The organism is Stenotrophomonas sp. 704A1 (assembly GCF_030549525.1).
GTDB classification, from domain to species: Bacteria; Pseudomonadota; Gammaproteobacteria; order Xanthomonadales; family Xanthomonadaceae; genus Stenotrophomonas; species Stenotrophomonas tuberculopleuritidis.
The window spans coordinates 4,305,522-4,325,949 of sequence record NZ_CP130831.1 but is presented as its reverse complement, the minus strand read 5'-3'; the positions used below and the strand labels follow the sequence as shown (position 1 = coordinate 4,325,949).

22 protein-coding genes are annotated in these 20,428 nt (G+C 67.7%); 12 read left to right on the top strand and 10 right to left on the bottom strand.

Annotation, left to right across the window (positions count from 1 at the left end):
• Positions 1-20: 20 nt before the first annotated feature.
• Positions 21-515 carry a MarR family winged helix-turn-helix transcriptional regulator gene (locus Q5Z10_RS19760; protein ID WP_049467584.1) on the bottom strand — a complete coding sequence of 165 codons (495 nt, stop codon included), beginning with the start codon at positions 513-515 and terminating at the stop codon, positions 21-23.
• A gap of 129 nt (positions 516-644) precedes the next feature.
• On the opposite strand from Q5Z10_RS19760, the gene hppD reads away from it, so the two are divergent.
• Together hppD and hmgA are read left to right on the top strand one after the other, a co-directional pair.
• Positions 645-1,757: a 4-hydroxyphenylpyruvate dioxygenase gene (gene hppD, locus Q5Z10_RS19755; RefSeq protein ID WP_303637039.1), complete on the top strand. Its 1,113-nt coding sequence runs from the start codon at positions 645-647 to the stop codon at positions 1,755-1,757.
• A gap of 84 nt (positions 1,758-1,841) precedes the next feature.
• Complete coding sequence (hmgA, locus tag Q5Z10_RS19750; protein ID WP_303637038.1) at positions 1,842-3,140, top strand: homogentisate 1,2-dioxygenase; 1,299 nt, start codon at positions 1,842-1,844, stop codon at positions 3,138-3,140.
• A 22-nt stretch (positions 3,141-3,162) separates the two neighbouring features.
• Here the strand turns inward: hmgA and Q5Z10_RS19745 are convergent, their stop codons facing one another.
• A complete protein-coding gene (locus tag Q5Z10_RS19745; RefSeq protein WP_303637037.1) occupies positions 3,163-3,702 on the bottom strand; it encodes a hypothetical protein in 540 nt (179 codons plus the stop codon).
• Positions 3,703-3,826: 124 nt separating this feature from the next.
• Here Q5Z10_RS19745 and Q5Z10_RS19740 point away from each other — a divergent pair, with 124 nt between their 5' ends.
• Complete coding sequence (locus tag Q5Z10_RS19740) at positions 3,827-4,471, top strand: hypothetical protein (protein ID WP_303637036.1); 645 nt, start codon at positions 3,827-3,829, stop codon at positions 4,469-4,471.
• Between the two features lie 72 nt (positions 4,472-4,543).
• The gene (locus tag Q5Z10_RS19735; protein WP_303637035.1) at positions 4,544-5,497 is read left to right on the top strand and encodes a sodium:calcium antiporter; all 954 of its coding nucleotides are present in this window, start codon (positions 4,544-4,546) and stop codon (positions 5,495-5,497) included.
• Positions 5,498-5,523: 26 nt separating this feature from the next.
• Here the strand turns inward: Q5Z10_RS19735 and Q5Z10_RS19730 are convergent, their stop codons facing one another.
• The 8 genes from Q5Z10_RS19730 to Q5Z10_RS19695 all read right to left on the bottom strand — a co-directional run bounded on the left by Q5Z10_RS19730 (position 5,524) and on the right by Q5Z10_RS19695 (position 13,305).
• Entirely contained in the window at positions 5,524-5,910 is a 387-nt protein-coding gene (locus Q5Z10_RS19730; protein WP_303637034.1) for a Na+/H+ antiporter subunit G, read from the bottom strand.
• Entirely contained in the window at positions 5,907-6,191 is a 285-nt protein-coding gene (locus Q5Z10_RS19725; protein WP_006399171.1) for a K+/H+ antiporter subunit F, read from the bottom strand. Before Q5Z10_RS19725 ends, Q5Z10_RS19730 begins: the two co-directional genes overlap by 4 nt.
• Complete coding sequence (locus Q5Z10_RS19720) at positions 6,188-6,694, bottom strand: Na+/H+ antiporter subunit E (RefSeq protein ID WP_303637033.1); 507 nt, start codon at positions 6,692-6,694, stop codon at positions 6,188-6,190. The genes Q5Z10_RS19725 and Q5Z10_RS19720 overlap by 4 nt, the downstream gene beginning before the upstream one ends.
• Complete coding sequence (locus Q5Z10_RS19715; RefSeq protein ID WP_303637032.1) at positions 6,691-8,226, bottom strand: monovalent cation/H+ antiporter subunit D; 1,536 nt, start codon at positions 8,224-8,226, stop codon at positions 6,691-6,693. Before Q5Z10_RS19715 ends, Q5Z10_RS19720 begins: the two co-directional genes overlap by 4 nt.
• Positions 8,223-8,600, bottom strand: a complete 378-nt coding sequence (locus Q5Z10_RS19710; RefSeq protein WP_303637031.1) for a Na+/H+ antiporter subunit C — start codon at positions 8,598-8,600, stop codon at positions 8,223-8,225. Before Q5Z10_RS19710 ends, Q5Z10_RS19715 begins: the two co-directional genes overlap by 4 nt.
• A complete protein-coding gene (locus Q5Z10_RS19705; protein WP_303637030.1) occupies positions 8,600-11,428 on the bottom strand; it encodes a monovalent cation/H+ antiporter subunit A in 2,829 nt (942 codons plus the stop codon). Before Q5Z10_RS19705 ends, Q5Z10_RS19710 begins: the two co-directional genes overlap by 1 nt.
• Positions 11,429-11,759: 331 nt before the next feature.
• Positions 11,760-12,245: an Mpo1 family 2-hydroxy fatty acid dioxygenase gene (locus Q5Z10_RS19700; RefSeq protein WP_303637029.1), complete on the bottom strand. Its 486-nt coding sequence runs from the start codon at positions 12,243-12,245 to the stop codon at positions 11,760-11,762.
• Positions 12,246-12,378: 133 nt separating this feature from the next.
• Complete coding sequence (locus Q5Z10_RS19695) at positions 12,379-13,305, bottom strand: phosphoribosylaminoimidazolesuccinocarboxamide synthase (RefSeq protein WP_303637028.1); 927 nt, start codon at positions 13,303-13,305, stop codon at positions 12,379-12,381.
• Positions 13,306-13,446: 141 nt separating this feature from the next.
• Between Q5Z10_RS19695 and Q5Z10_RS19690 the strand changes: the two genes are divergently transcribed.
• From Q5Z10_RS19690 to trpD, 8 genes are all read left to right on the top strand, one after another.
• The gene (locus Q5Z10_RS19690) at positions 13,447-13,776 is read left to right on the top strand and encodes a J domain-containing protein (protein WP_303637027.1); all 330 of its coding nucleotides are present in this window, start codon (positions 13,447-13,449) and stop codon (positions 13,774-13,776) included.
• Positions 13,777-13,832: 56 nt separating this feature from the next.
• The gene (rpe, locus tag Q5Z10_RS19685) at positions 13,833-14,510 is read left to right on the top strand and encodes a ribulose-phosphate 3-epimerase (protein WP_303637026.1); all 678 of its coding nucleotides are present in this window, start codon (positions 13,833-13,835) and stop codon (positions 14,508-14,510) included.
• 12 nt (positions 14,511-14,522) lie between these two features.
• The gene (locus tag Q5Z10_RS19680) at positions 14,523-15,005 is read left to right on the top strand and encodes a GNAT family N-acetyltransferase (RefSeq protein ID WP_303639231.1); all 483 of its coding nucleotides are present in this window, start codon (positions 14,523-14,525) and stop codon (positions 15,003-15,005) included.
• A 187-nt stretch (positions 15,006-15,192) separates the two neighbouring features.
• On the top strand, positions 15,193-16,128 hold the full coding sequence (gene yegS, locus Q5Z10_RS19675; RefSeq protein ID WP_303637025.1) for a lipid kinase YegS: 936 nt from the start codon (positions 15,193-15,195) through the stop codon (positions 16,126-16,128).
• 314 nt (positions 16,129-16,442) lie between these two features.
• Positions 16,443-17,933 carry an anthranilate synthase component I gene (trpE, locus tag Q5Z10_RS19670; RefSeq protein ID WP_303637024.1) on the top strand — a complete coding sequence of 497 codons (1,491 nt, stop codon included), beginning with the start codon at positions 16,443-16,445 and terminating at the stop codon, positions 17,931-17,933.
• 67 nt (positions 17,934-18,000) lie between these two features.
• Positions 18,001-18,780: an SIMPL domain-containing protein gene (locus Q5Z10_RS19665; RefSeq protein WP_303637023.1), complete on the top strand. Its 780-nt coding sequence runs from the start codon at positions 18,001-18,003 to the stop codon at positions 18,778-18,780.
• Positions 18,781-18,782: 2 nt separating this feature from the next.
• A complete protein-coding gene (locus tag Q5Z10_RS19660) occupies positions 18,783-19,370 on the top strand; it encodes an anthranilate synthase component II (RefSeq protein WP_049448425.1) in 588 nt (195 codons plus the stop codon).
• Between the two features lie 16 nt (positions 19,371-19,386).
• Positions 19,387-20,418 (top strand): anthranilate phosphoribosyltransferase, encoded by a 1,032-nt coding sequence (trpD, locus tag Q5Z10_RS19655; protein WP_303637022.1) that lies wholly within the window; start codon positions 19,387-19,389, stop codon positions 20,416-20,418.
• The last annotated feature ends 10 nt before the right edge of the window (positions 20,419-20,428 follow it).

Here is a 20,428-nt window from a genome sequence, read left to right as displayed (position 1 = left end):
CGCCACGCGTGGATAACCCCTCACACCCCTTCGCCCATCCGTTCCAGACCATCGCCGGCCAGGCGCAGGATCAGCTTCTCCAGCACCTGCTCCTCTTCCTCGCTCAGCACCGACATCAGCTTGCGGGTGATCTCGATCACCATCGGCGCGATGGTCTCGTAGACCTCGAAGCCGGCCGCCGACAGCGCCAGCACCGAGCGACGGCGGTCGTCGCCATGGGTCTCGCGCTTGATGAAGCCCCGCTCCAGCAGGCGGGCCACGGCGCGGCTGACCGCCACCTTGTCCATCGCCGTGCGGTCGGACACCTCGCTGGCCGATGAGCCCGGGTACAGCGCCAGGATGGTGATCACCCGCCATTCCGGAATGGCCAGGCCATAGCGGTCGCCGTACAGCTTGGCGATGTTGCCGCTGACCCGGTTGGACAGCACGCTCAGCCGGTACGGCAGGAACTGTTCCAGGTCGAGCAGGACGTGCGAGGCACGCAGGCGGGTGGAAACGGGATCGGCGGGGCTCATGTTGCGGTGCACCTTGCTGGTGGTTTCAAGTGTAACTATAAGTATGGGGGCCGGACCCCGCATTCTCGCGTGGTCCCTTACCGCCCGCACCTGGTTCGTGCCGATGCGGCACCGATTCGGAGCCATGCCATGAATACCGCAGTCCCGTCCGCCGCGCATCCCAACCCCGGCATGCAGGTCACCACCTTTGAGAACCCGATGGGCATCGACGGCTTCGAGTTCGTCGAATTCGCTGCCCCGGCCGGCCGTGGCCAGGAGCTGCACGAGTACTTCCGCAAGATGGGCTTCAGCGCGGTGCTCAGGCACAAGCAGCGTCCGATTACCGTCTATCGCCAGGGCGACGTCAACTTCCTGGTCAATGAAGACCCCGATTCGTTCGCCGCCGACTTCGCCGAGAAGCACGGCCCGTGTGCCTGCGGCTTCGCCATCCGCTTCCAGAAGCCGGGCCAGGAGGTCTTCCAGACCGCGCTGGGCAACGGTGCCGAAGCCATCGCCTTCAAGCCGGACAGCAAGGCCGTGGACGCCCCGGTCATCAAGGGCATCGGCGACTGCATGCTGTACCTGGTCGATCGCTACGGCGCCTCGGGCAGCATCTACGACGGCGACTACGAACTGATCGCCGGCGCCGAGCGCCACCCGAAGGGCTTCGGCCTGACCTTCATCGACCACCTGACCCACAACCTGTACTTCGGCAACATGCAGCAGTGGTCGGATTACTACGAGCGCCTGTTCAACTTCCGCGAGATCCGCTACTTCGACATCAAGGGCCTGAAGACCGGCCTGGTGTCCAAGGCGATGACCGCGCCGGACGGCATCGTGCGCATCCCGCTGAACGAATCGTCGGACCCGAAGAGCCAGATCAACGAGTACCTGGATGCGTACAAGGGCGAGGGCATCCAGCACATCGCCTGCTTCACCGAGAACATCTACGAGACCGTCGAAGCCATGCGGGCGCAGGGCGTGGATTTCCTCGATACGCCGGACACCTATTTCGACGTGATCGACCAGCGCGTGCCGAACCACGGCGAGGACGTGCCGCGCCTGGCGAAGAACAAGATCCTGATCGACGCCGACCCGGAAACCCACCAGCGCAAGCTGCTGCAGATCTTCACCCAGAACTGCATCGGCCCGATCTTCTTCGAGATCATCCAGCGCAAGGGCAACGAAGGCTTCGGCGAGGGCAACTTCACTGCACTGTTCGAAAGCATCGAGCGCGACCAGATCCGCCGCGGCGTGCTGTAAGGTCACCACACGCACCACCTTCGGTAGCGCCGGGCCATGCCCGGCGGCTTTCCGTTCCGGCATCGCTGTTCTCTGGAGCTCCCCATGTCCACCGCCATCACCGCCCGCGGCTACCAGTCCGGCTTCGGCAACGAATTCGCCACCGAGGCCGTCGCCGGCGCGCTGCCGGTCGGGCAGAACTCGCCACAGAAGGTGGCCCATGGCCTCTACGCCGAACAGCTGACCGGCACCGCGTTCACCGCGCCGCGTGGCAGCAACCGCCGCAGCTGGCTGTACCGGATCCGTCCGGCGGTGACCCATGGCGAATTCACCCCGTTCGCGCAGTCCCGGCTGCAGTGCGATTTCGGCGCACAGCCGGCTTCGCCCAACCAGCTGCGCTGGAGCCCGCTGCCGCTGCCCGAACTGCCGACCGACTTCGTCGAAGGTCTGTACACGATGGGCGGCAACGGCTCGCCCGATGCGCATGCCGGCGTTGGCATCCATCTGTACGCGGCCAACCGGGACATGACCGGCCGCTACTTCTACAACGCCGATGGCGAACTGCTGATCGTGCCGCAGCTGGGCGCGCTGCGCCTGCTGACCGAACTGGGCGTGATCGAGATCGAGCCGCAGCAGATCGCGGTGATTCCGCGCGGCGTGCGCTTCCGCGTCGAGCTGCCCGACGGCCCGAGCCGCGGTTACCTCTGCGAAAACTACGGCGCGCTGCTGAAGCTGCCCGACCTGGGCCCGATCGGCTCCAACGGCCTGGCCAATCCGCGCGACTTCGAGACCCCGCATGCCGCCTTCGAGGACATCGACGGTGACTTCGAACTGATCGCCAAGTTCGAGGGCCGCCTGTGGCGCGCGCCGATCGACCATTCGCCGCTGGACGTGGTGGCCTGGCATGGCAACTACGCGCCGTACCGTTACGACCTGCGCCGCTTCAACACCATCGGCTCGATCAGCTACGACCACCCGGACCCGTCGATCTTCCTCGTGCTGCATTCGCCCAGCGACACACCGGGCACCAGCAACATGGATTTCGCGATCTTCCCGCCGCGCTGGCTGGTGGCGCAGAACACCTTCCGCCCGCCGTGGTTCCACCGCAACATCGCCAGCGAGTTCATGGGCCTGGTGCACGGTGCCTACGATGCCAAGGCCGAAGGCTTCGTGCCGGGCGGGGCGTCGCTGCACAACTGCATGAGCGGCCACGGCCCGGACGCGCCGACCTTCGACAAGGCTTCCAGTGCCGATCTGTCCAGGGCCGATGTGATCAAGGACACCATGGCCTTCATGTTCGAGACCCGCGCGGTGATCCGCCCGAGCGCGCAGGCGTTGGCCGCCGGCCATCGGCAGGGCGACTACCAGCAGTGCTGGAACGGCCTGCGCAACAACTTCCGTTGATCGTCCGCAGCGGTTGGCGCGGTTACGCCACTTCGGCGAACGCCTCGCAATGCTCCACCGGCAGCGCCTCCACCAGCCGCTGCCGTACGCGCTGGCAGTAACCCTCCGAGGTCAGGCCCGGCAGCGCCTGCAGCGCGCGCTGCATCACCTGCAGCACATCGGCGTCGGCACGTGCCTGCTGCAGGTCGCGGAACAGCGCCGCAGCCGTGGGATGCCGCTGCATCTCCAGGATGCCCAGCACATAGATACGCGCGGCCACCAGTGAGCGTCGGCGTTCGACCGGCGCGCCACTGGCCGCCGGGGGCGCCGCCGGCAGTGCGGCCGCGGCGGGGGCCGGCGCCGCCGCAGGCGCCGGGGCGGCGTCCTGTGCGGTGGTCACCAGGTAACCGGCCTGGATCAGCTGGATCACCATGGGCGCCGCCTCCTGCCCCAGCAGGCCGATCAGGTCAGTGACGCTGCGCTGGCCATCGCACAGGATCAACAGCCGCCGCTGCCGCATGTCCAGCGGCGCGCGGTGGGCCTGCAGCGCGGTTCGGGCGAGATCGGTCTTGCGCGGTTGCATGGGTAGGACAGCCAGGTCGGTGCTCGCCGAGCCTGAACGAGTGCGATGAAACCGCGATGACAATGCAGCGCCTGCACGCGCGCTGCGCTAGCGTGCAGCCACCCCGAGCCAAGGATCCGCGCCCATGAAATCACTCCCGATGGCTGGCCTGCTGCTGTTGTCGCTGGCCGCCTGCAACCGTAGTGCCGACGCCGATGCACCCGACGCAGCGCCCGCCGCTACGGCACCGGCCAAGGACGCGTCGGTACCCGCCGACGCCGATCTGTCGACCGCGTCGCCGGTGGACCCGCGCCGCGACAGCCCGGCGCGCCTGGACGGCTTCGGCGGCGTGGCGCTGGGTGCGGGCATCGCCGAGGTCCGCAGTGGCTTCGGTGCACCGCTGCAGGGCCTGGGAACCGACGCCTCCGGCAAGCCGCTGCCAGCCGATGACAGCAATGACGGCTGCTACTTCCTGCGGCCGCAGGACGCCGAGGACCCCCGGCTGATGATCGAGGGCCGCAAGCTGGTGCGCTACGACGTGCGCAGCCCGGCGATCGTCGCGCCCGGAGGGGGCCGGGTCGGCATGACCCTGGGGGAACTGCAGGTGCTGTATCCCGAGCGCGGCGATGTCGGCCCGGACAAGTACGACGACAAGGCCCAGCATCTGCGCGTGCGCCCGGCACAGGAAGGCGCGGCGATCGTGGATTTCACCCTCGGCGCTGACGGCAAGGTCAGTACCTGGCGGGTCGGCCGGACCCCGCAGGTGGACTACGCCGAAGGCTGCGGCTGATCGCCCCGGGCCCGGCCCCCCACAACGGGTGGCCGGGCGTAGAATCGCGCCACGACCGCTGGGGAGTGCTCGATGATCGCTATTGCCATTGCCTGGTTCCTGCTTGGCCTGCTGCTGCTGGCGCTGGGCGGGGACTCCATCGTCAAGGCCGTCGCCGGCCTTGCCCAGCGCTTCGGCGCCAGTGCCTTCACGGCCGGCCTGCTGCTGCTCGGCATCACCACGTCGCTGCCGGAACTGGCGGTCAACGCCCGCGCCCTGTGGGTCGGCCAGCCCGAGCTGGCCCTGGGCAACGCGATCGGCAGCAGCGTGGTCAACCTGGGTCTGACCCTGGCCATGGCCGCAGTGGTGACGCCACTGCTGCTGCGTGCCCGCCTGCAGCGGGTGCTGTGGTGGGCGCTGCTGGGCGCCGGCCTGCTGCTGATCGTGTTCGGCCTCGACGGCCGGTTGCTGCGCTGGGAAGCCGGCGTGCTGGTGGTGGGGTTCGTCGTGGTGCAGTGCGTACTGCTGCGGCGCGGGCGCCACGAGAACACCGAGGTACAGGCGCAGATCGCCGAGTCGGCGTTGAGCCGCACCAGCCTGCCGCTGAACGTGTTGCGCGTGCTCATCGCCGCGCTGGCCCTGTACTGGGGCGCGCGCCTGGTGGTGGGCGCGGCAGCGGATTTCGGCGCCGCGCTGGGCTGGACCCCGTTGCTGGTCGGCCTGCTGCCGGTGGCGATCGGCACCGCGCTGCCGGAAGTGGCCGCCGCGGTTGCCGCCGCGCGTCGCGGTCACGGCGATATGGTGCTCGGCCATGTCCTGGGCTCCAGCGTGGTCAACCTGATGCTGGTGATCGGCGCAATGGGCCTGCTGCAACCGCTGGCGCTGCCGGCGTCGTTCGTGCGGCTGGAACTGCCGGCCCTGCTGGCCTTCGCGCTGGTGCTCTACCCGATGCTGCGCGGCGACCTGCGCATCAGCCGTGGCGAAGGCGCGATCCTGCTGGTCGCGTTCGTGGCCTGGCTGGGGCTGGAGCTCGCGCTGCTGGTGTAGGGCCGGCCACGGGTCGGCACCCGGTTTCAACGCGCGGTGGTGTCCTCTTCCCGCTCCGGTTCCGGCGGCGGCAGCTGCTCGTCTTCGGCCCGCTCGTTGCCCGGCAGGCTGGGGCGGGTTTCCATCAGCAGCGACAGTGCCGCCTTGGCCATCAGGTGCGCACTGATCGGCGCGGTGATGAACAGGAACACCGTGATCAGCAGCTCGCGTGGCTGCGGGTCCTGGCCCAGGAAGATGTGGTAGCAGACCGAGCACACCAGCACGCAGCCGACCCCCAGGGTGCTGGCCTTGGTGGGCGCATGCAGGCGCTTGAAGAAGGTCGACAGCTTCACCAGCCCCAGTGCACCGACCAGGATGAAGAAGCAGCCGAACAGCAGCAGCAGCGACAGGCCGATCTGGAGGGCGGTGATCATTCGACGATATCCCGGCGCAGCACGAACTTGCTGAGCACCACCGTGCTGCCGAAGCCCAGCATGGCGATGACCAGCGCCGCCTCGAAGTAGATCGCCGAATTGAGGTACATGCCGAACAGCATCAGCTCGGCGATCGCGGTTACCGACAGCGTATCCAGTGCCAGGATGCGGTCGGGCACGGTCGGTCCGCGCAGCAGGCGCCAGGTGGCCAGCAGCATGGCCAGGCCGACCACGTGCATGCATACCACCAGGGTGGTCTGGATGATCTGGAATCCAGTCATGGGAAGATCTCCATCAACGGGGCTTCATAACGTCGCTTGATCGTATCGATCAGCGCCTGCGGATCCTCCAGGTGCAGCACATGCACCAGCAGGAACCTGCGGTCGTCGCTGAGCGCGGCCGAGACCGTGCCCGGGGTCAGCGTGATCATGCTGGTCAGTGCCGCGATGCCGTGGATGTTGGCGATGTCCAGCGGCAGCCAGATGAAACCGGGGTGGATGTTCTTCTCCGGGCCGAGCACCTGGATGGCCACGCGGATGTTGGAGACCAGGATGTCCCACAGGGTCACCAGCACCAGCTTGGGCAGCGGGCGCAGCGTGCCGATGCGGGCGAACTCGCGGTCCAGGCGCGCGGCGAACAGCGGAATCACCAGGCCCAGCAGCAGGCCCAGCAGGAACTGGCCGACGCTGAAGCTGTCGGACATCAGCAGCCAGAACGCCAGCACCATCAGGCTCAGCGCGGGCGAGGGAATCAGGCGGCGGAACGCAGAACGCTTGGCGGTCATGGCTGACGGATCTCCGGCGTGGTCGCACGCAGCTGCTGCACGTACTCGCCCGGCTGCAGCAGCTGGGCAGCGATGCCATCGGTGTGGCGCATCAGCGGCGCGGCGGCAAGGGTCATGCCGATGCCGTAGGCAAGCAGGATGCAGGCCGCAAACAGCTCCACCCGGCGCAGCTTGGCCTTGCGCGGGGGCGGAGCGTCCGCGTCCACCGGCGGCACGCGCCAGAACAGGCGGATGCCGCCGCGGGTCAGGCCCATGATCACCAGCAGGCTGCTGACCAGGACTGCGGTCCACACCGCGCCGGTGTACTGCGCCGGCATGCCGGCCAGCAGCGCCGCCTTGGCCAGGAAGCCGGACAACGGCGGCAGGCCGGCCACCGAGACCGCCGCGATCAGGAACAGCAGCGCAGGCGTTTCCTTGCCCGGCATCGGCGCGATCACTTCCTTGCGGTCGCTGGCACCGCCACGGCGGCGGCGGATCAGGTCGGCCACCAGGAACAGCGCGGCCGCGACGAAACTGCTGTGTGGCAGGTAGTACAGGCCCGCGGACAGCACCGCCGGCGTGCCCACCGCGAAAGCGATGAACAGCGTGGCGGCCGAGACGATCACCAGGTAGGAGATCAGCACGCGCAGGCGCGCGGCAGCCAGCGCGCCCAGGCCGCCCAGCACCAGCGTGGCCACACCGGCCCACAGCAGCCAGTCGCGGCCGTAACCGGCCATCGCGCCGGCGTCATCACCGAACCACAGCATCTGGATGCGCAGCACCGCGTACAGGCCGACCTTGGTCATGATCGCGAACAGCGCGGCCACCGCCGCTGGGGCGCGCGCATACGATTCGGGCAGCCACAGGTACAGCGGCATCAGCGCGGCCTTGGCGCAGAACACCAGCAGCAGCAGGCCCATCGTGGCCTTTACCAGGGTCAGCTGCGCCGGCGGCACCTCGGCCACGCGCTGCGACAGCTCGGCCATGTTCAACGACCCCAGCGAGGCGTACAGCAGGCCCAGGGCGATCAGGAACAGGGTCGAGGCGGTGACGTTGAACACCACGTAGTGCAGGCCGATGCGCATGCGCAGGCCGCGGCCGCCGCTGAGCAGCAGGCCGTAGGAGGCGATCAGCATCACCTCGAAGAACACGAACAGGTTGAAGATGTCGCCGGTCAGGAAGGCGCCGTTGAGCCCCACCAGCTGGAACTGGAACAGCGCATGGAAGTGCGGTGCGCGCCGGTCCCAGCCCGAGCAGGCATGCAGCAGGCACGGAATGGCCAGCAGCAGGGTGGTCAGCAGCATCCACGCCGACAACCGGTCGGCCACCAGTGCGATGCCCAGCCGTGACGGCCAGTCGCCCAGCAGGTAGACGCGGACGTCACCGCCGGCGGTATCGGCGAACAGCAGGCCGACCACCACCGCCAACGCCCCCAGCGCGGTCCAGGCGACCGCGCGCTGCACCTTCGGGCCATAGCGACGATGCTCGACGAACAGCGACAGCGCGGCGCCAAGCAGCGGAACCAGGATCGGCAGGATCACCAGATGGTTCATGCCTGGTCCTCGCCACGGCGCGGCGCTGCATCGTCATCCAGCTCGTGCGCGTCCACATGGTCGCTGTGGTTGTCGCTGCGGCTGCGTATGGCCAGCACGATGCTGACCGCAGTCATCGCAAAGGCAATGACGATGGCGGTCAGCACCAGCGCCTGCGGCAGCGGATCGGTGTAGTTGCCGAGGTTGCTGTCCACGCCCTCCTGCAGCACCGGTGCCTTGCCCAGCACCACGCGGCCACCGGCGAAGATCAGCAGGTTGGTGGCATAGGACAGGAAAGTCATGCCCAGGATCACATCGAAGCTGCGTGCGCGCAGCAGCAGGTAGATACCGATGGCGGTCAGCACGCCGATCGCAGAGGCCAGGGCCAGTTCCATCAGTGCATCTCCCCGGTGCGTGCCGAGCGGCGTTGCAGGTCGATCTCGCCCTTGCGCGCGGTGCGGGTGCGAGAGGGTTTCACGGTCGCCATCATCGACAGCATCAGCATCGCGCCACCGAACACCACCAGGTACACGCCGATGTCAAAACCAATCGCGCTGGCCAGCGGCACCTCGCCGATCAACGGCAGGTGCAGGTCCAGGTGGCCGCTGGTCAGGAACGGCACGCCGAACAGCATCGAGGCGCTGCCGCTGAGGATGGCGATCAGCAGGCCCGCACCGATGCAGCGGATGTAGTCGAAGCCGAAGCGGGATTCCACCGAGGCCGTGCCCTGGATGACGTACTGGATCAGCAGCGGCACCGCCAGCACCAGGCCGGCAATGAAGCCGCCACCGGGCGCGTTGTGGCCGCGCAGGAACAGGAAGATCGACACGGTCAGGGTCAGCGGGAACATGATCTGGGCCAGATCGGCCGGCACCGGCAGCTTGATCGGCGGGCCGGGCATGATCTGTTCCGGCGCCATCCGCGTGCGCCGCAGCAGCGCGTGCACCACCAGCGCGGCGATGCCGAACACGGTGATCTCGCCGAAGGTATCGAAGCCGCGGAAGTCGACCAGGATCACGTTGACCACGTTCTGACCGTACGCTTCGGGCAGGGCACGGGCGAGCAGTTCGCCGGCCATGGTGTTGGGCGGCAGGGTCATCGCGCTGTATGCCAGCGCGCCGAGCCCGGCGCCGGCAATGATCGCGATCAGCGCGTCACGGCGCTTGCGCCAGCGCGGGCGCTCCGGTCCGGACTGGGCGGGCAGGTAGTTCATGCCCAGCAGCATCAGCACCAGGGTGACCATCTCCACCAGCAGCTGGGTCAGCGCCAGGTCGGGCGCGGACAGGAACACGAAGGTCAGCGCCACCATCAGGCCGACACCACCGACCAGCAGCACCGCCAGCAGGCGCTGCTTGTACATGCGCAGCGTGGCCACCGCACAGGCCATCATCACCAGCCACAGCGCCCAGCCCAGCAGCGGGATCGGCTGCGGTGCGGTCCAGTTCGGCGAGGCCGGGTTGGCCACGAACGGCGCGGCGGCCACCACGATCGCCACCAGCACCAGGCCCAGCAGCATCCGCTGCAGGCTGCCGTTGGCGATCGCCGCAGTCAGGCGCTGCGCCGCCGCCGACAGCAGATCCAGCTGGCGGTGGAAGGCGTTGCGGCCCGGGCTGGTGTTGGTCACCCCGTGCAGATTGATCAGCTTGCGCAGGCCGAAATACAGCGCCACGCCACCGACCACGCCGATCGCACTCATCGCCAGCGGCAGGTTGAAGCCATGCCACACCGACAGGCTGTACTCGGGCATCGCGCTGCCCAGGATCGAGGCGGCTGCCGCGTGCAGCACCGGCGCCACGGTCAGTGCCGGCGCAATGCCGACGGCCACGCAGATCACCACCAGGATTTCCACCGGCACCTTCATCCAGCGCGGCGGCTCATGCGGTACCCGGTCCAGGTCGTGCGGGCCGGGTCCGAAGAAGGTGTCGTGCACGAAGCGCAGGCTGTAGGCCACGCCGAACACACCGGCCAGCAGGGCGGCGATCGATACCGCCGTGCGCATGGTGTCGGGGCCGCCGGCACTGAGTGCCTCGGCGAACAGCATTTCCTTGGACAGGAAGCCATTGAGCAGCGGGATGCCGGCCATCGCCAGCGACGCGATGATCGCCAGCGCGCTGGTGAACGGCATCAGCCGGCGCAGCCCCCCCAGCTTGCGCATGTCGCGGGTGCCGGTCTCGTGGTCGATGATGCCCGCGGCCATGAACAGCGAGGCCTTGAAGGTGGCGTGATTGAGGATGTGGAACACGCCGGCGACCACCGCCATCGGCGTGGACAGGCCGAACAGCAGGGTGATCAGGCCCAGGTGCGAGATCGTCGAATAGGCCAGCAGGCCCTTCAGGTCGTGCTGGAAGATCGCGTTCCAGGCACCGATCAGCAGGGTGATCGCGCCGATGCCGCTGACCGTATAGAAGAACAGGTCGCTGCCGGCCAGTGCCGGGTGCAGGCGCGCCAGCAGGAACACGCCGGCCTTCACCATGGTGGCCGAGTGCAGGTAGGCCGACACCGGGGTCGGCGCGGCCATTGCGTGCGGCAGCCAGAAATGGAACGGGAACTGCGCGCTCTTGGTGAAGATGCCGGCCAGCACCAGGAACAGGGCGTACGGGTACAGCGTGCTGGCACGGATCTGTTCGCCCGCGGCCAGCACCACGTCCAGATCGAAGCTGCCGACGATGCGGCCGATCAGCAGCACGCCGCCGAGCAGCGCCAGGCCGCCACCGCCGGTGATCACCAGCGCCATCCGCGCGCCCTCCCGGGCATCCTGGCGATGCGACCAGAAACCGATCAGCAGGAACGAGCTGATGCTGGTCATTTCCCAGAAGATCATCAGCAGCAACAGGTTGCCGGACAGCACCATGCCCAGCATGGCGCCCATGAACAGCAGCAGGTAGGTGTAGAAGCGGTGCGCGTTGTCCTGGCCGCTCAGGTAGTAGCGGGCATACAGCACCACCAGCGCGCCGATGCCCAGCACCAGCCCGGCGAACATCCAGGCAAGCCCGTCCAGGCGCAGGGTGAAGTCCAGCCCGATCTGCGGCAGCCACGGAACCAGCGTCCGTACGACCTGGCCATCGAGTACCGCCGGTGTCAGCCAGGCGAGGATCGCCAGCCCGCCCAACGGCGCCAGTGCCGCCAGCCAGGCAGCAGTCGAGCGCGAACTACGGGGGAAGGCCGCAACAGCCACTGCCATCAGGAACGGCAGGGCCAGCAGCAGGGGCAGGCTGGGGAGCATGCAGGGAATCCATGATTCACGAGCAGGTCAGGGAGGATAACAGGCCGTCAAATGTCGCCGAAACCCATCGAACAGCGATCAATTGCATGTAACGTTCGCTGATTCATTTTTTCTGCGGCGCACCATCCGGTTCCTGCGATCTCTCTCCGGCTGCCCTGGGGATCACCCTACGCCCACGCAGGGAGACCGCAGGCCCTGTCGCACAGGGGCTGCCGTCAACGGGGGACGATGGGGGACGGGTCACGGGCGCAGGCTGGCAGGGCCACCGTGGACTACGGGTGACGGAATCTGCCCGTTCAGGAAACAACGGCCCGGGACAGACCGCGCGGGGTCAGTAGCGCCAATCGAGCTTGCGGTAGGCCTTGGCCATCACCCAGGCCGGCCCGATCAGCAGATAGGTCAGGTCGGTCAGGAAGCTGGGCTTGCGGCCCTCGTACTTGTGGCCGATGAACTGTGCGATCCAGGCCACCACGAACACGCCGACCGCCAGCCAGAACAGGTTGTGCAGGCCGATTTCGGCTTCCAGCAGCCGGCACAGGCAGCCGAACACGAAAAACTGGATGAGCATGCCGATGCCCAGCGGGCGCGACAGCTTGTTGTAGAAGCACCAGGCGCTGAACATCGCGAAGGCCGACCAGATGCCGTACTGGAACCAGGTGATCAGCGGCGGTACGCACCACAGCAGGGCCACCACCGACCACAGGATCGCCGGCACCGCCACCACGTGGATGCGCTGGTTGATCACGTTGCGGTGGTCGTCGGAATAGCTGGCGAAATAGCGGTCGATCGGCCGCGCAAGCTGGGTCGTGGTCTGCATGCGGCCAGCATACTCCGGCAAGGGCCGTCAGGAGAGCCAGGCCAGTGCCTGGCTGCGGGTTCGCCGGGACGGCCGGCCAACGGCCGGCACGACCCCTCCACAACGCCCCCGGCCAAGCCGGGGGCGCAGGGAATCAGTCGACGCTGATCCCGGCCAGGCGCTGCAGGGCCTCGGCGTACTTGGCACGGGTGCGCTCGATGATCTCCGCCGGAATGCTCGGGCCCGGGGCGGTCTTGCCCCAGTCCAGCGTCTCCAGGTAGTCGCGGACGAACTGCTTGTCGTAGCTCGGCGGGCTGGTGCCCACTTCGTACTGGTCGGCCGGCCAGTAGCGCGAGGAATCCGGGGTCAGCATCTCGTCCATGATGTACAGACGGCCATCGGCATCGGTGCCGAACTCGAACTTGGTGTCGGCCAGGATGATGCCGCGCTCGCGCGCGTAGTCGGCGGCGAACTTGTAGATGCGCAGCGTGGCGTCGCGCACGCGCTCGGCCATCTCGGCGCCAACGGCCTTCACCATCGCATCGAAATCGATGTTTTCGTCATGGTCGCCGACGGCGGCCTTGGTCGAAGGGGTGAAGATCGGCTCGGGCAGCTGCTCGGCCTGGCGCAGGCCATCGGGCAGGTCGATGCCGCTGACCTTGCCGGTGCGCTGGTAGTCCTTCCAGCCGCTGCCGATCAGGTAGCCACGGGCGATCGCTTCCACCGGTACCGGCTTCAGCTTGCGGGTGACCACCGCGCGCCTGGCGTACAGGGCCGGGTCCACGCCCTCGGGCAGCACGCTGGCCACGTCGATGCCGGTCAGGTGGTTGGGCATCAGGTGCGCGGTCTTGGCGAACCAGAAGTTGGACACCTGGCACAGCATCTCGCCCTTGCCCGGGATCGGGTCGGGCAGGACCACATCGAACGCCGACAGGCGGTCGGTGGCGACCATCAACAGGTAATCGCCCGGCGGGGTCCCTGCAGGCAGCCGCTCGCGCGGGATATCGAACACATCACGCACCTTGCCGCGATGGCGCAAGGGCAGGCCGGGGAGATCGGATTGCAACAGCGTGGTTGGCACGGGCACTCCTGGGGCGTTGTCGATACGGCTGCCCAACGGACCCGGCGGGCCCGCTGACCAGCGGGCGGCCTAGTGTAAAGCCGTCCGGGCCCGCTGTGACGTAAAATGAGCGTCCATTTCGTCGGTCGACCCCGGAGCGCCATGCGCTGGTACGGAAAACTGCTCGGATTCATCGCCGGCGCCCTGCTGTTCCGGCCCAATCCGCTGTTCGGTGCGGTGGTCGGCCTGCTGCTGGGCCATGCCTTCGACAGCGACTGGTTCCGCCTGAACAAGGAAAACCCCTACCGCGAGCTGGGGCTGACCTCCGAGGCCACCGATGCCGAGATCGAGCGCGCCTACCGCCGGCTGATCTCCCAGTACCACCCCGACAAGCTGGGCGGCGCTGCCCCCGAGCTGCAGCAGCAGGCCGAGCAGAAGTCGCGGCGGATCAACGCCGCCTACGACCGCATCAAGACCCTGCGCAAGCGCTGACCCCGCGTCCCGCCTGCGGGCGGGAGACCCCTTTCCCCGTTCCCAAGGCCCCGGCCATGTCCAACTGCCTCATCGCTCCCTCCATCCTCTCGGCCAACTTCGCCCGCCTGGGCGAGGAAGTCGACAACGTCCTCGCCGCGGGTGCCGACTGGGTCCATTTCGACGTGATGGACAACCACTACGTGCCCAACCTGACCATCGGCCCGATGGTCTGCCAGGCGCTGCGCAAGCACGGCGTCACCGCGCCGATCGACGTGCACCTGATGGTGGAGCCGGTGGACCGCATCATTCCGGACTTCGCCGAGGCCGGTGCCACCTACATCAGCTTCCACCCGGAGGCGAGCCGCCACGTGCACCGCACCATCCAGCTGATCCGCTCGCTGGGCTGCAAGCCGGGCCTCGTGCTCAACCCGGCCACGCCGGTCGACATCCTCGACTGGGTGCTGGATGACCTGGACCTGGTGCTGCTGATGTCGGTCAATCCGGGGTTCGGTGGCCAGGCCTTCATTCCCTCGGCATTGGACAAGCTGCGCGTGGTGCGCCAGAAGATCGATGCCAGCGGTCGTGACATCCGGCTGGAAATCGATGGCGGAGTGAAGGCCGACAACATCGGCGAGATCGCTGCCGCAGGCGCCGACACCTTCGTCGCCGGTTCGGCCATCTTCAACGCCAAGAGCAGCTACCAGGACGTGATCGCGCAGATGCGCGCCAACGTCGCTGCGGCGCGGGGCTGAGCCATGAGCACGGTGGCCGTTCTCACCATCCGCCCGGCCACCGTCGCCGATGCCGGCCTGATCCTGCGCTTCATCCGCGAACTGGCGATCTACGAGAAGGCCGAGCATTCGGTGCAGACCGATGAGATCGGCATTGCCGAGAGTCTGTTCGGCGCCGATGCCACCGCCCGCGCGCTGATCTGCGAGGCCAATGGCGATGCGATCGGCTATGCGGTGTATTTCTACAACTACTCCACCTGGCTGGGCCGCAAGGGCATCTACCTGGAAGACCTGTACGTGAGCCCGCACAAGCGCGGCGCCGGCGCAGGCAAGGCGCTGTTGAAGTACATCGCGCGGCAGGCGGTGGCCGAAGGTTGCGGCCGTTTCGAATGGTCGGTGCTGGACTGGAACACCCCGGCCATCGCGTTCTACACCGCTGCCGGTGCCAAGCCGCAGGACGAGTGGACCGTGTACCGGCTGGAAGGCCAGGCGCTGCACGATTTCGCCAACGGCTGAGGCAAAAAAAAAGGCCACGCCAAACACCGGCGCGGCCCTGCTGCATGCGTGGGAGGCTGATCCTGCCTCCATCCATCGTCCCTGCTATGGCCTTCCATTCTCCGGCAGCTGAATGACACCTGCGTGACATTCACCGCTGGCAAACAGCGTGTTGCTAGCCTGAGCGCCCTTTCACCGGAAGCTCTGCATGACCACCCCGCGCTGGCGCCTGATCCTCAACGGAAAATCCGCAGGCAACGAGGAGCTGCGCGACGCCGTCGGTCACTGGCGCGAGCGGGGCGTGCAGTTGGAAGTGCGGGTGACCTGGGAGGACGGCGACGCCGAGCGCTATGTCGCCGAAGCCATCGACCACGGTATCGATGTGATCGTGGCTGCCGGGGGCGATGGCACGCTCAGTGCAGTGGCCGAAACCCTGGCCCATCGCGATGAGCCGGCCGACGCGCTGCCCTCGCTGGCGCTGGTGCCGATGGGCACCGCCAACGACTTCGCCACCTCGGCCGGCATTCCCGCCGAGCCGGGCGCGGCGTTCGGACTGATCGGGCAGGTGCCGACACGGCCCATCGACCTGCTGCGCGTAGAGGCCGATGGCACGCCCTGGTGGTGCGCCAACCTGGCCAGTGGTGGCTTCGGTACCCAGGTGACCGTGGAAACCGATGCTGGCCTGAAGAAGATGCTCGGGGGGCTGGCCTATGTCATCACCGGCATCGCCAAGCTCGGTCGCATCGAACCGATCATCGCGCGCCTGAGCGGGCCCGACTTCCAGTGGGAAGGTGGCTTCATCGCGTTGGGCATCGGCAACGGCCGCCAGGCCGGTGGCGGCCAGCAGCTGTGCCCGCAGGCGCTGATTGATGACGGCCTGCTGGATGTCACCGTGGTGCCGGAACTGGAAGGCGAGGTGGCCGCCACGCTCGGCCAGATGCTGACCGGCGGCAAGGAGGCGGCCCTGGAACGCGTCGCCACCCGCGCGCAGCTGCCATGGCTGCAGATCGACGCACCGCAGGCGCTGACGTTGAACCTGGACGGCGAGCCGGTGCAGGCGCGCACCTTCCGCATCGCCTGCGTGGCAGGCAGGGTGCGCATGCATCTGCCGGTCGGCTGCCCACTGCTGGCGGGGCAGGGGTAGCGTCCACGGGGTAGAGTCGACTGTTAGTCGACTTGCGCGCGCAGCGCGGGGGTTTCAGCGGTCCCGCCAACAGCAGTCGACTAACAGTCGACTCTACCGGCGATGCCCCAGGCCCCCGAGCCATCCCGAACTCCTCAGCCCCCCACGGCCGGTTCAGTTTCTCAGGGTTTCCCTCCCGCCCCGGCTGCGTTACAGTCATCGGGTGTCCAGCCTGACGACCCCGCATACCCTTTCTTCCGCACGCCGTTGGTGGCGATGGTGGCCCGTTGCCGTCGTCCGCCCCCATAACGCTGTGTCCCGGAAGGAAAGTCGTCTTGAACTCGCACGCCCAGTTTCTGCAGCAGGCCGCTGAAGGCCACACCCATATCCCCGTTGTCCGCGAAGTGCTGTCCGACCTGGACACGCCGCTTTCGGTCTATCTGAAGCTCGCCGACGGCCCCAATACCTACCTGTTTGAATCCGTCGAAGGCGGCGAGCGCTTTGGTCGATACTCGATCATCGGCCTGCCGGCACGTCGCGTGTACGCCTTCCACGGCCACACCCTGACCGTGCGCGAGGATGGGCAGGTGGTGGACACCCGCGAGGTGGCCGATCCCTTCGCCGAGGTCGAGGCGCTGCGCAGCGCGCATTCGGTGCCCAAGCTGGATGGCCTGCCGGGCTTCACCGGTGGCCTGGTCGGCTGGTTCGGCTTTGAATGCATCGGCTACATCGAACCGCGCCTGGCTCCGCCGGCCGGCCGTGATGAGCTGGGCACGCCGGACATCCTGCTGCTGCATTCGGACGAGCTGGCGGTGTTCGACAACCTGAAGGGCCGGTTGTACCTGATCGTGCACGCTGACCCGCGCGCGGCTGGCGCCTTCGAACAGGCGCAGGCGCGCCTGGACGCGCTGACCGCCAAGCTGCGGGCGCCCGGCGCGGGGTACCCGGCAGCGCTGACCAGCGATGTGCTGGACGAATCCGATTTCATCTCCGGCTTCACCCGCGAAGGCTTCGTCGATGCGGTCCAGCGCAGCAAGGAGTACATCCGTGCCGGCGATATCTTCCAGGTGGTGCTCAGCCAGCGCCTGAGCGTGCCGTTCAAGGCACGCCCGGTGGATGTGTACCGCGCGCTGCGTGCATTGAACCCGTCGCCGTACATGTATTTCCTGGATGTCGGCGACCTGCAGGTGGTCGGCTCCTCACCGGAGATCCTGGTGCGCCTTCAACATACTGATGACGGCGTGGGCGAAGTCACCGTGCGTCCGATCGCCGGCACCCGTCCGCGCGGGGCCACCGTCGAGCAGGATCTGGCGCTGGAAGCCGAGCTGCTGGCCGATCCGAAGGAGCGCGCCGAGCACCTGATGCTGATCGACCTCGGCCGCAACGACGCCGGCCGCGTCTCGCAGCCCGGCACCGTGGAAGTGGGCGAGCAGTTCGTGATCGAACGCTACAGCCACGTCATGCACATCGTCAGCGAAGTGACCGGGCAGCTGCAGCCTGGCCTGAGTTACGCCGACGTGCTGCGCGCCACGTTCCCGGCCGGTACGGTCAGCGGCGCGCCGAAGATCCGTGCGCTGGAAGTGATCCGCGAGCTGGAGCCGATCAAGCGCAATGTCTACGCCGGCAGCATCGGCTACATCGGCTGGCACGGCGATGCCGATACCGCGATCGCGATCCGCACTGCGGTCATCAAGGATGGCCGCCTGTACGTGCAGGCCGGCGCCGGCATCGTCTACGACTCGGACCCGGACAAGGAATGGGACGAGACGATGAACAAGGGCCGCGCGTTGTTCCGTGCCGTCGCCCAGGCTGCCAAGGGCCTGTAAGCCTTCCCGTGCCGTGGCCCGCGCCGCGGCACCTTCCGCTGTTCCCACTGAAGACAAGGAGTACCGCATGAAGCTGCTGAGCGCATTGCTGTGGTCGTCACTGCTGGCCACGATGGCCCCGTCTGCGTGGGCGCAGGCCAATACCATTCCCTCGCAGCCGCACCTGCTGGTGAAGGGCGAGGCGCGGCGCATGGTGATGCCGGACCGGTTCGGCCTGCAGTTGAACATCGAAGAGACCGACATGGACGCAGATGCGGCACGCCGCCGCGTGCAGGACAACGTCGCCCGCGTGCTGGCGCTGTTCAAGCAGCACAAGGCGGTGGAGGGCAGCGTGCGTGCGGACAACCTGCGGATCGGCCCGGCAACCCGCTATGAGCAGAACCGGCAGGTTTTCATCGGCACCCGCGTGTCGCGCCAGCTGCGCGCCAGCTTCGCCAGCGTGAAGGCGATGCAGGACGTGCTGGGCGCGCTGAAGGCCAACGAGAACGTACAGGTCAGCAGCATGGCCCCGACCTACTCGGGCGAAGTCGCGCTGCGCCGTGAACTCAAGGGCGAGGCGGCGGCCAAGACCCGCGAGTCCGCACAGGGCCTGGCCAAGGCCTATGGAACCCGCGTGCGCGGCCTGTACAGCATCTCCGATGTGGCGCCGGACTTCGCCTATGGCATCCAGGCCGGGCAATGGCCGCAGCCGGGCGAAGATGGCGAGCATCTCGATCGTGTCTTGGTGACCGGAAGTTACGCACCGGCCTCGCCACCGGCGCCCGCTGCACCGGAGTCCATCGAAGCCGGCCCCATCACCTACACCGAAAACGTGTACGCCATTTTCCTGATAAGCGACGGAACCTGACCATGTTGTGGATGATCGACAACTACGACAGCTTCACCTACAACCTCGTGCAGTACCTGCAGACGCTGGGCGCCGAGGTGAAGGTGGTGCGCAACGATGCGATGAGCGTGGACGAGATCGCCGCGCAGAAACCCGAGCGCATCGTCATCTCGCCCGGCCCGTGCACGCCCAACGAAGCAGGCGTGTCGCTGGAACTGATCCAGCGCCTTGGCCCGACCACGCCCATCCTCGGCGTGTGCCTGGGCCACCAGGGCATCGGCCAGGTCTACGGCGGCACGGTGATCCGTGCCGGCAACATCATGCACGGCAAGACCTCGCCGATCCGGCATGAAGGCAAGGGCGTGTTCGCCGGCCTGCCGGACCGTTACCAGGCCACCCGCTACCACTCGCTGGTGGTGGACAAGCACAGCCTGCCCGACGCGCTGGAAGTGACCGCCTGGACCGAGAACGAGGATGGCTCGATCGAAGAGATCATGGGCCTGCGCCACCGCCAGTTCCCGGTGGAGGGCGTGCAGTTCCACCCCGAATCCATCCTCACCGAACACGGCCACGCCCTGCTGCGCAATTTCCTGCAGCGCCCGGCGGCCTGATCCAAGGAGCATTCCGATGAGCTTCTCCCCCCAGGAAGCCCTGCAACGCACCATCGAGCACCGCGAAATCTTCTTCGACGAAATGGTCGACCTGATGCGGCAGATCATGCGCGGCGACGTCTCGCCGATGATGACCGCGGCCATCCTCACCGGCCTGCGCGTAAAGAAGGAGACCGTGGACGAGATCGCCGCGGCGGCCACCGTGATGCGTGAATTCGCCCGGCCGGTGCCGGTGGCCGATACCTCGAACCTGGTCGATATCGTCGGCACGGGTGGCGATGGCTCGCACACCTTCAACATCTCCACCTGTGCGATGTTCGTTGCCGCCGCCGCCGGCGCGCGCGTGGCCAAGCACGGCAACCGCAGCGTGTCGTCCAAGTCCGGCAGCGCCGATGCGCTGGAAGCGCTGGGCGCGGTGATCGAACTGCAGCCGGACCAGGTCGCGCAGGCCATCGAGCAGACCGGCATCGGGTTCATGTTCGCGCCGATCCATCACCCGTCGATGAAAGTGGTGGCGCCGGTGCGCCGCGAGATGGGCGTGCGCACCATCTTCAACATCCTCGGGCCGCTGACCAACCCGGCCAGCGCGCCGTCGGTGCTGATGGGCGTATTCCATCCCGACCTGGTGGGCATCCAGGCACGCGTGCTGCGCGAGCTGGGCACCGAGCGTGCGATGGTGGTCTGGGGCCGCGACAACATGGACGAGATCTCGCTCGGCGCCGGCACCCTGGTCGGCGAGCTGCGCGATGGCAAGGTGCGCGAGTACGAGATCCATCCGGAAGACTTCGGAATCGCCATGTCGGCCAGCCGCAACCTGCGCGTGGAGGGCCCGGAGCAGTCCATCCAGATGCTGCGCGCGGTGCTGGACAGCGCGCCCGGCCCGGCGCTGGAGATCGTCGCCCTGAACGCCGGCGCGGCCCTGTACGTGGCCGGGGTGGCCAGCGACATCGGCGATGGCCTGGCCCGTGCCCGCGCCGCCATCGCCGACGGCAGCGCCCGTGCCCGGCTGCAGCAGTACGTCGACATCACCCGCGTGCTGGCTGCCTGAGCACGCGGTT

Bases quoted from the DNA above. Each gene is read 5' to 3' on its own strand.
- Q5Z10_RS19760 (WP_049467584.1), bottom strand. From the start codon at position 515: ATGAGCCCCGCCGATCCCGTTTCCACCCGCCTGCGTGCCTCGCACGTC.
- hppD (WP_303637039.1), top strand. From the start codon at position 645: ATGAATACCGCAGTCCCGTCCGCCGCGCATCCCAACCCCGGCATGCAG.
- hmgA (WP_303637038.1), top strand. From the start codon at position 1,842: ATGTCCACCGCCATCACCGCCCGCGGCTACCAGTCCGGCTTCGGCAAC.
- Q5Z10_RS19745 (WP_303637037.1), bottom strand. From the start codon at position 3,702: ATGCAACCGCGCAAGACCGATCTCGCCCGAACCGCGCTGCAGGCCCAC.
- Q5Z10_RS19740 (WP_303637036.1), top strand. From the start codon at position 3,827: ATGAAATCACTCCCGATGGCTGGCCTGCTGCTGTTGTCGCTGGCCGCC.
- Q5Z10_RS19735 (WP_303637035.1), top strand. From the start codon at position 4,544: ATGATCGCTATTGCCATTGCCTGGTTCCTGCTTGGCCTGCTGCTGCTG.
- Q5Z10_RS19730 (WP_303637034.1), bottom strand. From the start codon at position 5,910: ATGATCACCGCCCTCCAGATCGGCCTGTCGCTGCTGCTGCTGTTCGGC.
- Q5Z10_RS19725 (WP_006399171.1), bottom strand. From the start codon at position 6,191: ATGACTGGATTCCAGATCATCCAGACCACCCTGGTGGTATGCATGCAC.
- Q5Z10_RS19720 (WP_303637033.1), bottom strand. From the start codon at position 6,694: ATGACCGCCAAGCGTTCTGCGTTCCGCCGCCTGATTCCCTCGCCCGCG.
- Q5Z10_RS19715 (WP_303637032.1), bottom strand. From the start codon at position 8,226: ATGAACCATCTGGTGATCCTGCCGATCCTGGTTCCGCTGCTTGGCGCC.
- Q5Z10_RS19710 (WP_303637031.1), bottom strand. From the start codon at position 8,600: ATGGAACTGGCCCTGGCCTCTGCGATCGGCGTGCTGACCGCCATCGGT.
- Q5Z10_RS19705 (WP_303637030.1), bottom strand. From the start codon at position 11,428: ATGCTCCCCAGCCTGCCCCTGCTGCTGGCCCTGCCGTTCCTGATGGCA.
- Q5Z10_RS19700 (WP_303637029.1), bottom strand. From the start codon at position 12,245: ATGCAGACCACGACCCAGCTTGCGCGGCCGATCGACCGCTATTTCGCC.
- Q5Z10_RS19690 (WP_303637027.1), top strand. From the start codon at position 13,447: ATGCGCTGGTACGGAAAACTGCTCGGATTCATCGCCGGCGCCCTGCTG.
- rpe (WP_303637026.1), top strand. From the start codon at position 13,833: ATGTCCAACTGCCTCATCGCTCCCTCCATCCTCTCGGCCAACTTCGCC.
- yegS (WP_303637025.1), top strand. From the start codon at position 15,193: ATGACCACCCCGCGCTGGCGCCTGATCCTCAACGGAAAATCCGCAGGC.
- Q5Z10_RS19665 (WP_303637023.1), top strand. From the start codon at position 18,001: ATGAAGCTGCTGAGCGCATTGCTGTGGTCGTCACTGCTGGCCACGATG.
- Q5Z10_RS19660 (WP_049448425.1), top strand. From the start codon at position 18,783: ATGTTGTGGATGATCGACAACTACGACAGCTTCACCTACAACCTCGTG.
- trpD (WP_303637022.1), top strand. From the start codon at position 19,387: ATGAGCTTCTCCCCCCAGGAAGCCCTGCAACGCACCATCGAGCACCGC.